At 41.6% G+C, this 15,208-nt stretch carries 8 protein-coding genes, 1 tRNA gene, 3 rRNA genes and 1 pseudogene; 4 read left to right on the top strand and 9 right to left on the bottom strand.

From position 1 onward, the window contains the following. Positions 1-45: 45 nt before the first annotated feature. From pckA to AB1A03_RS03320, 3 genes are all read left to right on the top strand, one after another. Entirely contained in the window at positions 46-1,680 is a 1,635-nt protein-coding gene (gene pckA, locus AB1A03_RS03330) for a phosphoenolpyruvate carboxykinase (ATP) (protein ID WP_354623154.1), read from the top strand. Positions 1,681-1,917: 237 nt separating this feature from the next. Beyond that, positions 1,918-2,907, top strand: coding sequence for a 2-hydroxyacid dehydrogenase (locus tag AB1A03_RS03325; protein WP_354623153.1), 990 nt, complete (start codon positions 1,918-1,920; stop codon positions 2,905-2,907). A 371-nt stretch (positions 2,908-3,278) separates the two neighbouring features. Further along, positions 3,279-3,842 (top strand): phosphoribosyltransferase, encoded by a 564-nt coding sequence (locus tag AB1A03_RS03320; RefSeq protein WP_354623152.1) that lies wholly within the window; start codon positions 3,279-3,281, stop codon positions 3,840-3,842. Positions 3,843-4,412: 570 nt separating this feature from the next. Here AB1A03_RS03320 and rrf read toward each other — a convergent pair. The 9 genes and pseudogenes from rrf to rpoE all read right to left on the bottom strand — a co-directional run bounded on the left by rrf (position 4,413) and on the right by rpoE (position 13,006). After that, positions 4,413-4,528 (bottom strand): 5S ribosomal RNA (gene rrf / locus AB1A03_RS03315). Between the two features lie 110 nt (positions 4,529-4,638). Then, positions 4,639-7,523: ribosomal RNA gene (locus AB1A03_RS03310) — 23S ribosomal RNA — on the bottom strand. Between the two features lie 520 nt (positions 7,524-8,043). After that, a tRNA-Glu gene (locus AB1A03_RS03305) sits at positions 8,044-8,119 on the bottom strand. Between the two features lie 72 nt (positions 8,120-8,191). Then, positions 8,192-9,736 (bottom strand): 16S ribosomal RNA (locus AB1A03_RS03300). The 16S, 23S and 5S rRNA genes sit together here with 1 tRNA gene alongside, the layout of an rRNA operon. A gap of 651 nt (positions 9,737-10,387) precedes the next feature. Beyond that, positions 10,388-10,843: a SoxR reducing system RseC family protein gene (locus AB1A03_RS03295; protein ID WP_354623151.1), complete on the bottom strand. Its 456-nt coding sequence runs from the start codon at positions 10,841-10,843 to the stop codon at positions 10,388-10,390. Then, positions 10,843-11,073, bottom strand: coding sequence for a MucB/RseB C-terminal domain-containing protein (locus AB1A03_RS03290; protein ID WP_354623150.1), 231 nt, complete (start codon positions 11,071-11,073; stop codon positions 10,843-10,845). Before AB1A03_RS03290 ends, AB1A03_RS03295 begins: the two co-directional genes overlap by 1 nt. A 12-nt stretch (positions 11,074-11,085) precedes the next feature. Then, complete coding sequence (locus AB1A03_RS03285; RefSeq protein ID WP_354623149.1) at positions 11,086-11,826, bottom strand: sigma-E factor regulatory protein RseB domain-containing protein; 741 nt, start codon at positions 11,824-11,826, stop codon at positions 11,086-11,088. Between the two features lie 45 nt (positions 11,827-11,871). Further along, complete coding sequence (locus AB1A03_RS03280; RefSeq protein ID WP_354623148.1) at positions 11,872-12,411, bottom strand: sigma-E factor negative regulatory protein; 540 nt, start codon at positions 12,409-12,411, stop codon at positions 11,872-11,874. Between the two features lie 11 nt (positions 12,412-12,422). Beyond that, a pseudogene (rpoE, locus tag AB1A03_RS03275) lies at positions 12,423-13,006 on the bottom strand (RNA polymerase sigma factor RpoE). A gap of 191 nt (positions 13,007-13,197) precedes the next feature. On the opposite strand from rpoE, the gene nadB reads away from it, so the two are divergent. Beyond that, complete coding sequence (gene nadB, locus AB1A03_RS03270) at positions 13,198-14,823, top strand: L-aspartate oxidase (protein ID WP_354623147.1); 1,626 nt, start codon at positions 13,198-13,200, stop codon at positions 14,821-14,823. The last annotated feature ends 385 nt before the right edge of the window (positions 14,824-15,208 follow it).

Below are 15,208 nucleotides of genomic sequence, written 5' to 3'. Positions count from 1 at the left end.
ATGTAGGATCTTTAAAAATTATTAATCATTTAAGAGGAACTGAATATGACAAAAGCGGCAATTTTATCTAGCAATGCGTTAAGTAAATATGGCATCACGGGTGTATCAGAAATTGTATACAACCCAAGCTATGAAACACTATTCACCGAAGAGATGAGCCCTAACTTAGAAGGTTTTGAGAAAGGAATCATTACTCAAAGCGGGGCTGTCGCAGTCGATACAGGCATATTCACAGGTCGCTCTCCAAAGGATAAATATATCGTTAAAGACGATACAACTCGCGACACTATTTGGTGGAGCTATCAAGGCAAAAATGACAATAAAGCAATTGATCAATTAACTTGGAATTATTTAAAAAAAATCGTTACAGAAGACCTTTGTAATAAACGCCTATTCGTTGTTGATGCTTTTTGTGGTGCCAACGAAAATTCACGTTTAAAAGTACGATTTATCATGGAAGTTGCATGGCAAGCGCATTTTGTAACAAATATGTTTATTCGCCCAACAGCAGAAGAACTTATCGATTTTGAACCGGATTTTGTTGTTATCAATGGCGCTAAAACCACTAATTCGCAGTGGCAACTACAGGGCCTGAATTCAGAGAACTTTGTGGCCTTTAATCTCACTGAAAAAATTCAAGTCATCGGTGGTACCTGGTATGGTGGTGAGATGAAAAAAGGGCTATTTTCAGTGATGAATTATCTGTTACCGATTAATGGCATGGCATCGATGCATTGCTCGGCGAATATGGGGGAAGCTGGTGATACCGCGATTTTCTTCGGCTTATCAGGAACCGGTAAAACAACCCTTTCAACCGATTCAAAGCGCGCTTTAATAGGTGATGATGAACATGGTTGGGACGATGAAGGCGTATTTAACTTTGAAGGTGGCTGCTATGCGAAAACAATCCGATTAAGCCCAGAAGCTGAGCCCGATATCTATAATGCAATCAAACGTAATGCGCTATTGGAAAATGTGGTGATAGATGAGGACGGTGTGGTCGATTACGATGATGCCAGCAAAACAGAAAATGCACGAGTCTCATATCCAATCAATCACATTACAAATATCGTCAAACCCATTTCAAAGGGTGGGCACGCACAAAAAGTTATCTTTTTAACCGCCGATGCATTTGGCGTCTTACCACCAGTAGCGAAACTGACTAAAGCACAAACGCAGTACCATTTCCTTTCAGGATTTACAGCCAAACTTGCCGGTACTGAGCGAGGCATTACGAAACCAACACCAACATTTTCAGCCTGTTTTGGTGCTGCTTTTCTTACATTACACCCCACTCAATATTCTGAACAACTAGTAAAACGGATGGAAGCGTGTGGTGCAGAAGCATATTTAGTGAATACTGGTTGGAATGGATCAGGTAAACGTATATCAATTCAAGACACACGCGGCATAATCAATGCCATATTAGACGGTTCAATTGAGCAAGCCAACACCAAGCAAATCCCTTATTTTAATCTGGAAGTGCCATTAGCTTTACCAAACGTAGATAGCAACATATTAGATCCGCGAGATACCTATGCTAGTGAGGCGGAATGGGAAAGTAAAGCTGAGCAGCTAGCCACACTATTTATTGAAAACTTTGCGCGTTATACCGATAAAAGCGAAGGGCAAGCGTTAGTTGCTGCTGGACCACAACTGAAAGAGACCTGTTGTCTATAACAACTAAGTGAACCGAAGCCGTAAGTTTCCATAATTGCGGCTTATATAGCAATGGATTGCTCATTGAAACAAAAATGTTTATAAGATGTTATACCCATGATACTTCAAGATGCAAAGTCAGAAAATCAGCAAGAGCAATAACCTTACGTTGTGCCTTGCTCAGGTATACGAGCTAGTGCCTGACCAAGCATATTAAGGTAACATGGGGCTAATATACTTATAAAATTGGAGCTTACAATGAAAATAGCCATGTTCAGTTCACGCAGTTATGACATCAACTCATTTAACCTACATATAGAACAGACTGATGCAGAGATAAAATATTTCGATACCCAACTCAATATCCACACCTGTCAACTTGCCTCTGGTTATGACGCCGTTTGTGCTTTTGTTAATGATGATTTATCCGCTCCCGTACTAACAGCACTAGCAGAGATCGGTGTAAAATTAATCCTGATGCGTTGTGCAGGTTTTAATAATGTCGACCTTGATACCGCCAAAAATTTGCAACAAACAGTGATGCGTGTTCCCGCATACTCACCGGAAGCTGTTGCAGAACATGCTATCGCATTAATGTTAACGCTTAATCGCAGAACTCATAAAGCTTACCAACGTACCCGCGATGCAAATTTTTCCTTAGAAGGTTTAGTTGGCTTCAATATGCATGGCAAGACAGTTGGCGTTATTGGTACGGGTAAAATCGGTATTGCAACCATGAATATACTAAAAGGTTTTGGTTGTAAAATACTCGCTTTTGACCCCTACCCATCAGAACAAGCTATTGCATTAGGAGCTGAGTATGTAACAGCAGAAACACTCTTTAAAGAAAGTGATATTATTACTCTACATTGCCCTCTTACTGAACAAAATCATCATATACTATGTAGTAAATCCTTTGCGCAAATGAAAGATGGTGTGATGATTATTAATACAAGTCGCGGTGCATTACTTAATGCAGAAGAGGCGATTTTGGCACTAAAAAGCGGGCGTATTGGTAGCTTAGGTTTAGACGTATACGAAGAAGAAGATAGACTCTTTTTTGGTGACCATTCCGATGAAATTATTGGCGATGATACATTTAGACGCCTATCGGCTTGTCATAACGTGATATTTACGGGGCATCAAGCATTTTTAACACATGAGGCATTGGCAAGCATTGCGCAAACAACTCTCAATAATCTAGAAAGCTATAAAGTAGGCAAAGATAATGGTAATAAAGTAAATTAAAACTTTTGCTACAACTACAATAGAATAAATTATAGTTGCTAACTTACTCTGCTCATTCTTTACATTAATAAAAATGGTCGTGCTCATATTTCTAAAATGCATGCCACACTACCTCAATATACTTTGTCAGGGGCTTTTCTTCCTCCTGACATGTATATAGAAGTAGTATGACTATAAAAGGTGAGTTTAAAATTTATATTGCCGTGTTTCAGGATAATAATGTGCAATATTATCCTGCTCACAAGCTTATCGATGGACCACAAATTGGTAAATAGTTTACTTTTAAAGAACAATAAAAAAGTATCTTTAAGATTGTTATTTTAACAGGTTAGTCTAAAATTCCGCCTAAATTAACTAGAAGAGGTTACAAAATGTCTGACAAAGTATTTATCACTGCTCAGCAACTACTAGAAGACTCATTTCGTCTTGCCGCACAAGTTTACGAAAGCGGCTTCCGCCCACAATTTATTGTTGGAATTTGGCGTGGAGGCGCACCTATAGGCATCGCTGTCCAAGAATACTTTGATTATAAAAAAGTTGAAACAGACCACATTGCAGTACGAACTTCTTCATACTATGGAATTGGTAAACAGAGCAAAACAATTAAAGTACATGGTTTACACTACATAATAGAAAATGCTAATGCGGATGATGGTTTACTAATCGTTGATGATGTATTTGATTCTGGTCGCAGTGTCGTTGCTCTTACAGAAAAACTCAATGAACTTATGCGCTTAAATATGCCAAAAGATGTACGCATCGCAACGCCATATTACAAACCCAAGAATAAAGCAGTATCAATCGTACCTGATTACTATATCCATGAATCAGAAGAGTGGTTAGTGTTTCCACATGAAGTAACGGGCTTATCGATTGATGAGATCAAAAATGGTAAAAGTGATTTTGCAAATATCAAAGAGCTTTTCGAAGAATAGATGCAAGTTGTAATATACCCTTAATAACAAAAAGCCCACATAGTGGGCTTTTTTACTTGAGCGATGAGTGAACACTGCTCGTGACACTTACCTGTCGGCAAACAACCAGAGCACGCTTAGCCCGCTCATAGACCTTGGCTAACGCCAAATTCGCAGCCCTAACATGAAAGGAAATGCCTTCGGCATGCCTTTTATAATCCCCATGTTCAAGTGGTCATCATCAAGCGCTTAAACGAAAAAATCCCTGCTGACATCGTCAACAGGGATTTTTCGTTTAAGCGCTTGGCGATGGAAGGTCGGCGCAGAACCGAAGCTCGTGACACATCGCTATCGCGATACTCGCACTACTCTCACATGGGGAGACCCTTTTGCATTGAAGTCCCTTGAACGAGGTTCAAGAGACTTCAATGCAACTAAGTACCATCGGCGCAGCTGCGTTTCACTTCTGAGTTCGGAATGGGAAGGAGAGTAAGGTCCGTTAGTCCTTACTTGACGTTGATGGGCCACTTTTATCGTCTCTAAAAAGCAAAAAAGCCCTGATATTTCTATCAGGGCTTCTTCTAAATAGGCGTCTAGCAATGACCTACTCTCACATGGGGAGACCCCACACTACCATCGGCGCAGCTGCGTTTCACTTCTGAGTTCGGAATGGGATCAGGTGGGACCACAGCGCTATGGTTGCTAGACAAAAAGTTAATTAGAAAAGCTGTCTATTATTCTTTAATCTTGCAAGTTGTAAAATATATTGTCGCAAACGTACTTTTTCTTGGTTACATCAACACGTCTTAGGTGTTGTATGGTTAAGCCTCACGGGTAATTAGTACAAGTTAGCTCAATACGTTACCGCACTTACACACCTTGCCTATCAACGTTGTAGTCTCCAACGGCCCTTCAGGGGACTTAAAGTCCCAGTGAGAACTCATCTTGAGGCTCGCTTCCCGCTTAGATGCTTTCAGCGGTTATCGATTCCGAACGTAGCTACTGGGCAATGCCATTGGCATGACAACCCAAACACCAGCGGTTCGTCCACTCCGGTCCTCTCGTACTAGGAGCAGCTCCTCTCAATTCTCAAACGCCCACGGCAGATAGGGACCGAACTGTCTCACGACGTTCTAAACCCAGCTCGCGTACCACTTTAAATGGCGAACAGCCATACCCTTGGGACCGACTTCAGCCCCAGGATGTGATGAGCCGACATCGAGGTGCCAAACACCGCCGTCGATATGAACTCTTGGGCGGTATCAGCCTGTTATCCCCGGAGTACCTTTTATCCGTTGAGCGATGGCCCTTCCATTCAGAACCACCGGATCACTATGACCTACTTTCGTACCTGCTCGACGTGTCTGTCTCGCAGTTAAGCTGGCTTATACCATTGTACTAACCTCACGATGTCCGACCGTGATTAGCCAACCTTCGTACTCCTCCGTTACTCTTTGGGAGGAGGCCCCAGTCAAACTACCCACCAAACAATGTCCCAAACCCCGATTCAGGGGCCATGGTGAGAACTCAAAACATACAAGGGTGGTATTTCAAGGTCGGCTCCACGTCATCTGGCGACAACGCTTCATAGCCTCCCACCTATCCTACACATGTAGGCTCTAAGTTCACTGCTAAGCTGTAGTAAAGGTTCACGGGGTCTTTCCGTCTAGCCGCGGGTACACTGCATCTTCACAGCGATTTCAACTTCACTGAGTCTCGGGTGGAGACAGCATGGCCATCATTACGCCATTCGTGCAGGTCGGAACTTACCCGACAAGGAATTTCGCTACCTTAGGACCGTTATAGTTACGGCCGCCGTTTACCGGGGCTTCGATCAAGAGCTTCGACCTAAGTCTAACCCCATCAATTAACCTTCCGGCACCGGGCAGGCGTCACACCGTATACGTCATCTTGCGATTTAGCACAGTGCTGTGTTTTTAATAAACAGTTGCAGCCATCTGGTATCTTCGGCCGCCAATAGCTCCATCCGCAAGGGACTTCACCGTCAGCGGCGTACCTTCTCCCGAAGTTACGGTACCATTTTGCCTAGTTCCTTCACCCGAGTTCTCTCAAGCGCCTTGGTATTCTCTACCTGACCACCTGTGTCGGTTTGGGGTACGATCCTTATATTTCTGAAGCTTAGAGACTTTTCCTGGAAGCATGGCATCAATGACTTCATCACCTTAGTGACTCGACATCGTATCTCAGTGTTAAGAAAACCCGGATTTACCTAAGTCTTCCACCTACATACTTAAACCTGGACAACCATCGCCAGGCCCACCTAGCCTTCTCCGTCCTCCCATCGCAAAATATAAGGGTACGGGAATATTAACCCGTTTCCCATCGACTACGCCTTTCGGCCTCGCCTTAGGGGTCGACTCACCCTGCCCCGATTAACGTTGGACAGGAACCCTTGGTCTTCCGGCGGGGAGGTTTTTCACCCCCCTTATCGTTACTCATGTCAACATTCGCACTTCTGATACCTCCAGGATGCCTTACAGCTTTCCCTTCGACGGCTTACAGAACGCTCCTCTACCATGCCTATAAATAAGCATCCGCAGCTTCGGTGATATGTTTAGCCCCGTTAAATCTTCCGCGCAGGCCGACTCGACTAGTGAGCTATTACGCTTTCTTTAAAAGATGGCTGCTTCTAAGCCAACTTCCTAGCTGTCTAAGCCTTCCACATCGTTTCCCACTTAACATATACTTTGGGACCTTAGCTGGCGGTCTGGGTTGTTTCCCTTTCCACGACGGACGTTAGCACCCGCCGTGTGTCTCCCGTGATTGCACTTGTTGGTATTCGGAGTTTGCATGGGGTTGGTAAGTCGGGATGACCCCCTAGCCCAAACAGTGCTCTACCCCCAACAGTGATACACGAGGCGCTACCTAAATAGCTTTCGAGGAGAACCAGCTATCTCTTGGTTTGATTGGCCTTTCACCCCCAGCCACAAGTCATCCCCTAATTTTTCAACATTAGTGGGTTCGGTCCTCCAGTTGATGTTACTCAACCTTCAACCTGCTCATGGCTAAATCGCCAAGTTTCGGGTCTAATCCCAGCAACTATTCGCCCAGTTAAGACTCGGTTTCCCTACGGCTCCCCTATACGGTTAACCTTGCTACTGAAATTAAGTCGTTGACCCATTATACAAAAGGTACGCAGTCACCGAACTAAGTCGGCTCCTACTGCTTGTACGTACACGGTTTCAGGTTCTATTTCACTCCCCTCACAGGGGTTCTTTTCGCCTTTCCCTCACGGTACTGGTTCACTATCGGTCAATTAGGAGTATTTAGCCTTGGAGGATGGTCCCCCCATATTCAAACAGGATTTCTCGTGTCCCGTCTTACTCGTTTTCACTGCAAAGAAGTTGTCATATACGGGACTATCACCCTGTATCGTCGGACTTTCCAGACCATTCTACTAACTTCTAAACAGCTTAAGGGCTGTTCCAATTTCGCTCGCCGCTACTTTCGGAATCTCGGTTGATTTCTTTTCCTAAGGGTACTTAGATGTTTCAGTTCCCCTCGTTCGCTTCGTTAAGCTATGTATTCACTTAACGATGACACTAAGTGCCGGGTTGCCCCATTCGGAAATTCCAGGATATAACGCTTGTTATCAACTCCCCTGGACTTATCGCAGATTACCACGTCCTTCATCGCCTCTAATTGCCTAGGCATCCACCGTGCACGCTTATTCACTTAACCATACAACACCTAAAAAGTGTCACGCAGTGACGCGTTTTAGGTGTTGTTCCCAACAAGAGATTGACGTCTTTTTGTCAATGTCTGAGTGGGCAACACCATTTGGCATCACTACTTAATACTGATTTTTGTTTTGTATGTCGTTTCCAAGACGCTTGCGATTTCTCATATTTTACAATACAAAAAACAACATTCGTTTTTCGTGCACCTATCAATCATATGATTGAGTAGATACGTACTGTTCACATTTCACTACGTGAAAAATGAACTTTTTATTTTTGCTTGATTACAATGATTAATAAATTAATCATTGAGAACAATTTCGTTTCGTTTAAACATATTGATATCTATATCGATACGTTCAAACAGAACTTTATCAGCTTTCCTAATTGTTAAAGAGCAGTGTTAAAAAACACTTTATAAGCATTAAAACTTAATGTTTATAAAGTGACTTTCACTTAAAACGTAAACTCAGTTCCTACCAATGGATGGTTAAAAAGATTGAATATCTTTTTTATCGTAGTGGTATCCCCAAGGGGATTTGAACCCCTGTTACCGCCGTGAAAGGGCGGTGTCCTAGGCCTCTAGACGATGGGGACATAGAACTTCTGCACTTCTTCAGTCTAATCAAACAATCTGTGTGAGCACTCATTATTGTGAATTTCTTTACGTAAGGAGGTGATCCAGCCCCAGGTTCCCCTAGGGCTACCTTGTTACGACTTCACCCCAGTCATGAACCACACCGTGGTCATCGCCATCCCGAAGGTTAAGCTAATGACTTCTGGTGCAGCCCACTCCCATGGTGTGACGGGCGGTGTGTACAAGGCCCGGGAACGTATTCACCGTGGCATTCTGATCCACGATTACTAGCGATTCCAACTTCACGGAGTCGAGTTGCAGACTCCGATCCGGACTACGACAAACTTTATGAGATTCGCATACCCTCGCAGGTTAGCAACCCTTTGTATTTGCCATTGTAGCACGTGTGTAGCCCATCCCGTAAGGGCCATGATGACTTGACGTCGTCCCCACCTTCCTCCGGTTTATCACCGGCAGTCTCCCTAGAGTTCCCGGCTTGACCCGCTGGCAAATAAGGATAGGGGTTGCGCTCGTTGCGGGACTTAACCCAACATTTCACAACACGAGCTGACGACAGCCATGCAGCACCTGTCTCAGAGCTCCCGAAGGCACTCATCAATCTCTTGGTGATTCTCTGGATGTCAAGGGATGGTAAGGTTCTTCGCGTTGCATCGAATTAAACCACATGCTCCACCGCTTGTGCGGGCCCCCGTCAATTCATTTGAGTTTTAACCTTGCGGCCGTACTCCCCAGGCGGTCTATTTAATGCGTTAGCTTTGAAACCCACGGCATATAGCCACAAACTTCTAATAGACATCGTTTACTGCGTGGACTACCGGGGTATCTAATCCCGTTTGCTCCCCACGCCTTCGCGCCTCAGTGTCAGTCTCTGTCCAGGTGGCCGCCTTCGCCACTGGTATTCCTTCAGATCTCTACGCATTTCACCGCTACACCTGAAATTCTACCACCCTCTACAAAACTCTAGTTAACCAGTTTCAAATGCAGTTCCAAGGTTGAGCCCTGGGCTTTCACATCTGACTTAATTAACCACCTACGCGCGCTTTACGCCCAGTAATTCCGATTAACGCTCGCACCCTCCGTATTACCGCGGCTGCTGGCACGGAGTTAGCCGGTGCTTCTTCTGCGAGTAACGTCACAGATACAGGGTATTAACCTGCACCCTTTCCTCCTCGCTGAAAGTGCTTTACAACCCGAAAGCCTTCTTCACACACGCGGCATGGCTGCATCAGGGTTTCCCCCATTGTGCAATATTCCCCACTGCTGCCTCCCGTAGGAGTCTGGACCGTGTCTCAGTTCCAGTGTGGCTGGTCATCCTCTAAGACCAGCTAGGGATCGTCGCCTTGGTAGGCCTTTACCCTACCAACTAGCTAATCCCACTTGGGCTCATCTTGTCGCGATAGCTTATAAATAGAGGCCACCTTTGGTCAAAAGACATTATGCGGTATTAGCAGTCGTTTCCAACTGTTGTCCCCCACAACAAGGTAAATTCCCAAGCATTACTCACCCGTCCGCCACTCGTCAGCAAAATAGCAAGCTATTCTCTGTTACCGTTCGACTTGCATGTGTTAAGCCTGCCGCCAGCGTTCAATCTGAGCCATGATCAAACTCTTCAATTTAAAGTTTAATTTGTATCTTTCGATACGACTCAATATTACTGACTAAAACTAAAGAACTTACGTTCTTTTTGTTATTCTGAATTAATGAATTAATTCGTGTGTCACTTCTATTGATGTTACCTAAACAAGTTAGGTGTAACTTTCTGCAAGCAGAAACGTTACTTTTTGATTATTTGAAATCACATCAACAATAAGTGCCCACACAGATTGTTTGATTAAATTGTTAAAGAGCTGCCTTGCGGCGAGGTGCGCATATTACGCCACCTGCAAACAATGTCAAGATTTTAATTTCTTTTTAATCAACTCGATGAGTCATTAAAAAGCACCTTAAATTGTTTTAGGAATCACTGTTGGCGCAGTTGCCAGCCCGTTTCCGTGGATGCGCATTATAGGGGTTTCGATCACATTGGCAAGCGTTTTTTGAGAGATTATTCAAAACAAGCAACCGTTTGTATGATTACCAATCAAGATGAGCGTTTGTTATACTAATTCGCACAATACTCATGATATTGTGGTCATAACTAACGAGGAAAAAAGCAAAGAAGTGCAATGTGCATGATTGAATAATAGCATGGCATTGCGATTGAATGCCGCGCTATTATCTATTATTTAACCAACATGGCAATCGGATACTTATCCATATTAATAGTTTTAATCACCTTGCTTTATTTTTGCTTCTATTACGTTATTCATTTTTTTCTCTGTAAAAATAAATGGAGATACTAGTTTGATAACCATAAAAACAGTGGCTGCACTTAAAAATGCACTTAGTATCACCTTTCCTTCATCCGTAGGGAAAAAAAATTGTGCGATCAATGCTGCTGCAATGAAGCATACGATTGGTAATAAATAAACATAAATGGCACTACTTATTAAATCACGTCCATTTATTTCTAAATCAATATATTCATCAATTTTCATGCCGCTTGCATATGGCACTGTAAATCGGTGCGTTTTATCTGTAAATGCTTTTGAAACTGCCCCGACCCCACAACTGCTTTTGTTGCTACAAGCCGAGCAGGCTGATTTAGATACACACTCTAAAATGGCCACTTTACCTGTTTGATGCTCTTCAACTGCAATTATTCGAGCTGTTTCTTTAACCATCAATGCTTCCTTGAAATTGACTTAATGAGTTTATTTGCAGTTACCACTGGAATTTCTCCAACTACATTTACTTCATAATCATCTTGTTGATAGGTATATAAAATAGTAGCTCCACGTTTAACTATTTGTTTTTTACCATCTAAATTGATTTGCTTAGCTGATATATAAATAGAAACATTAACTATTCCATCACTTAGCATAAAATACGATACAGGCTCATTTTCATGCATAATGAGTTTATGTCAATCGCTTTTAATGATATCAAAACCAGTTGGGAGCCAATTTAAATCCCATTGAGATAGCTCTGCTTGTGCTACCACTGGTAATTCCAATAATTGTGGTAATTCCTGATGACTTAATTTTTCTAACCAGGGATTCACTGTATCTGATGTTAACAACGAAACAACCATTACTTGATCTAATATTATATTCGCGTTATTGATTGTATCTAAACGTAATGGTAAAAATGTCTCAACATCTAACCAGACTATATAGCTATATCTGTATTCATCTTTGCTAATCATACGAATAGCAACGGCTTGTTTACCTGCAATTCTTCCTTTGCCTAATATCAGATAATCATAACTATTTTTGCCTTTTTCATAATCATAATTGGCAATACTAGCAAATACACTACGATTATGCTTCGATTGTAACGTGTATGATGGGGAACCCTGTTCGAAATAACTTATTTTTTGTGAATATTGTAAGGACTCCCTCATTGCACCATTTAAAAAACGAAAATACGCAATTTCTTGTCCATCAACCACACCATGTATAAGCTGCTTAGGTTCAATTTTATTATTTACACTATTAACATAGATAATTTCATAATTGCCCTCTTTATATGCTTTTTGCATGAGTTGCAAATACTCTATAGCCGTTAGCTCTTCTTTTTGAGTTTTCGCACCATCAGCCTTCACGGTATGGCTAATAACAAAAAAAATTGCAAGATAAATTGAAATAAAACGCCGTAACTTCATTATTTGCCTTATGTCACTCACCAATTCTTACTTATATGCTTATAGTTAAGGTTGAGTTTGCAATTGTAATTGATGATCTTGTAATAAAGCATCGAGTCGCTCATTATATTTTTTTATCTCTTCCTGAGAGTACTTATATTTAGTTTGCAAACTAACAGGAGCAGCTCCGCCACCAAATGGAATGGTATTTAAGACTTCTATACCATTACCATTATCACTAAATTGTGGTTGAGAGCTGATAAAGCTTGTAAGTAAAACAACACCAGCTACTGAGGCTGCAATCGCATACTGAGCAAAACGTTTACCAAAAGAGAGCACATTACTCTTCTTTGTTTGCGGAGAGATTGATTCAACATTAGTTTTAGCAAACGAAACAGAAGGAATTGTGTTGATTTCAGCCATCACTTTATCGCTGACGTCAATATTGATAAAAGCGTCATCACCACCTCGTATTACATCACCCATTAGATGATAGCGAGAAAAAAGAGCTTGCTGTTGCTCACCCAAAAGAAGCTCGTCTATTAATTTATTATCAATAGCTTCATTATCAATCATGGCTGACAATTGTTCATTATTTTCTTTCATTATCTTCCCAACTAATTTTCTAATAAAGGTTGTAATTGCTTATCGATATACTCTCGAGCCCTAAATATTCTGAACGGACAGTACCAATAGGGCAATTTTCAATGCTAGCAATTTCTTCATAGCTCATCCCATCGAGCTCTCTTAACGTTATTGCGCTCTTTAATTCATCAGGCAATTGTTCAATTGTATTTAAAATAACATGTTTTATTTCCTGTGCATGTAGTATCGACTCAGGATCATCAGGCTCTCTTAACGCCTCCCCTCCATCATACCCTTCATTTTCGAAGGTCTGTGTATCGATATCTAATGACGATGGCCGACGACTTTGGCTCGTCAAATAATTTTTAGCTGTGTTTACTGTAATACGATATAGCCAAGTATAAAACGCACTATCCCCTCTAAACGTCTCTAATGAGTGATATACCTTTATAAACACTTCCTGTGTTACATCAGCAATATCACCGCTATTACGAATATAACGAGTCAAAATGTTGGCGACCCTATTCTGGTACTTTTTCACCAACAATGTAAAAGCTTGCTGCTCCCCATTTTGAATACGCTGAATTAATTGAAAATCTAAATCACGCTCATTCATTGAGCTTTTCTACCTATAATCATGGTGAGCCTTGTGGCGTTCACAGTTAAGACTTTGAATAATAGAAAAAGTTCCCGAAAATATAGAAAGAGCTTATATTTCCGATGAACTTCACATTTATTATCAAGTCGCTTATGTATATAATGAATTTTTAATCAATTATATACATTAATAACAGAGCATATAGTGTCATGACTGAAAGTAAATCAATAACTGAACATCAACAAGAGTGTGACGTCTTAATTATTGGCGCTGGCGCAGCTGGACTTTCTCTTGCCTTAAAACTTGCTCCTTTTGCAAAAATAAAGGTGCTTAGTAAGGGTAAACTATCTGAAGGCTCAACGCTATATGCTCAAGGCGGTGTTGCAGCAGTGTTTTCAGATTCAGATAATATTGAATCACATGTTCAAGATACCCTCATTGCCGGTGCTGGCTTATGCGATGAAGATGCGGTTCGCTTTACACTTAGTCATGCCAAAGAAAGTATGCAGTGGCTAATTGACACAGGGGTTAATTTCGATACTGAAGTAGATGACCATGGGAAAACTCAATATCATCTTACCCGCGAAGGGGGCCATTCGCATCGTCGTATTTTACATGCAGCAGATGCAACCGGAAAAGAAATTGAAACAACTTTACTCGAAGCGGTGCAAAAACATGCAAACATAACCTTATTAGAAGGTTATAATGCGATTGATTTAATCACAAGTCGAAAATTAAATTTACCCGCGAACCGTATACTTGGTGCCTATGTTTGGAATCGCAATGAAGAACGTGTCGAAACCATAAAAGCACATTTTGTAACACTCGCAACTGGCGGCGCCAGTAAAGTATACCAATATACAAGTAATCCCGATGTATCAAGTGGCGATGGTATTGCACTCGCTTGGCGTAGTGGCTGTCGTATAGCCAACATGGAATTTAACCAATTTCACCCTACCTGTTTATTCCATGCTGATGCAAAAAACTTTCTGTTAACCGAAGCATTGCGCGGAGAGGGGGCGCATCTTGTGCGACCTGATGGCTCCCGTTTTATGTTTGATTTTGATGACAGAGGTGAACTTGCACCACGAGATATAGTGGCTCGTGCGATTGATTATGAAATGAAACGTCTTGGTGCTGATTGTATGTATTTGGATATCAGCCATAAATCGAAAGAGTTTCTCGTGAAACATTTTCCGACTATTTATCGGCGTTGTTTAGCGCTTGGGATTGATATCGCTCACCAACCTATCCCTATCGTTCCTGCTGCACATTATAGTTGTGGAGGAGTAATGATCGACCACCACGGACAGACCGATATTGATGGACTTTACGCTATCGGAGAAGTGAGCTATACCGGATTGCACGGCGCGAATCGTTTAGCATCTAACTCCCTACTAGAATGTGTGGTTTATGCCCACGCTTGTGCTAAAGATATTATCAACCACTTACCTTTTTATAAAGAGAGAAAATTTGCCGACATTCCTGATTGGGATGATAGCCAAGTAACAAACTCCGATGAAGAGGTTGTTATTCAGCATAACTGGCATGAATTACGTTTATTTATGTGGGATTATGTTGGCATAGTCCGTACAGATAAGCGTTTACAACGAGCATTACATCGAGTGCAATTATTACAACAAGAAATTGATGATTATTACAGTAATTTTAAAGTAGGCAATAGCCTACTTGAATTGAGGAATCTTGTTCAGGTGGCTGAGATCATCATCAAGAGTGCGATACAACGTAAAGAAAGCCGAGGTTTACATTACAATTTAGATTATCCAGAACAATTGCACAGACCAAAGCCAACCATTCTAACGCCGAATAAATAATTCAATATGCTTATACACCTAACGCAAGTTGATTTTGTTGATGCGAAATTATTACCAAATTTAACAACCCGTTAGGTGTTTTTTTTACAAATCCCCTATTGAAATGACAACTGATTTCATTGAAGTTTTTTTACAATAACCAATCAGTAACACCGTAGAATATATTTAATAAAAGGTTTTTAAAGACAAGCTACTAGCGCATTACTTCTAAGATGCTATCGGCACCATAACACCTGATAAATTTATAAATATGTAGTCAATACTTATTCACAATATTTATGTTATACCGATCCACATAACATTATGGTCAGGGCTTGTTGAGGAAAAATGAGGGAGAGCAAGGTGCATTCAATCGTAATAACAATCGGATTAAGTATGTGATCTA

It is taken from the genome of Psychromonas sp. MME2 (genome assembly GCF_040566515.1).
Taxonomy (GTDB): domain Bacteria; phylum Pseudomonadota; class Gammaproteobacteria; order Enterobacterales; family Psychromonadaceae; genus Psychromonas.
Note: the sequence above shows the minus strand (reverse complement) of the source record. Positions and strands in the feature narration are given on the sequence as shown.

Bases quoted from the DNA above. Each gene is read 5' to 3' on its own strand.
- pckA (WP_354623154.1), top strand. From the start codon at position 46: ATGACAAAAGCGGCAATTTTATCTAGCAATGCGTTAAGTAAATATGGC.
- AB1A03_RS03325 (WP_354623153.1), top strand. From the start codon at position 1,918: ATGAAAATAGCCATGTTCAGTTCACGCAGTTATGACATCAACTCATTT.
- AB1A03_RS03320 (WP_354623152.1), top strand. From the start codon at position 3,279: ATGTCTGACAAAGTATTTATCACTGCTCAGCAACTACTAGAAGACTCA.
- AB1A03_RS03295 (WP_354623151.1), bottom strand. From the start codon at position 10,843: ATGGTTAAAGAAACAGCTCGAATAATTGCAGTTGAAGAGCATCAAACA.
- AB1A03_RS03290 (WP_354623150.1), bottom strand. From the start codon at position 11,073: ATGCATGAAAATGAGCCTGTATCGTATTTTATGCTAAGTGATGGAATA.
- AB1A03_RS03285 (WP_354623149.1), bottom strand. From the start codon at position 11,826: ATGAAGTTACGGCGTTTTATTTCAATTTATCTTGCAATTTTTTTTGTT.
- AB1A03_RS03280 (WP_354623148.1), bottom strand. From the start codon at position 12,411: ATGAAAGAAAATAATGAACAATTGTCAGCCATGATTGATAATGAAGCT.
- nadB (WP_354623147.1), top strand. From the start codon at position 13,198: ATGACTGAAAGTAAATCAATAACTGAACATCAACAAGAGTGTGACGTC.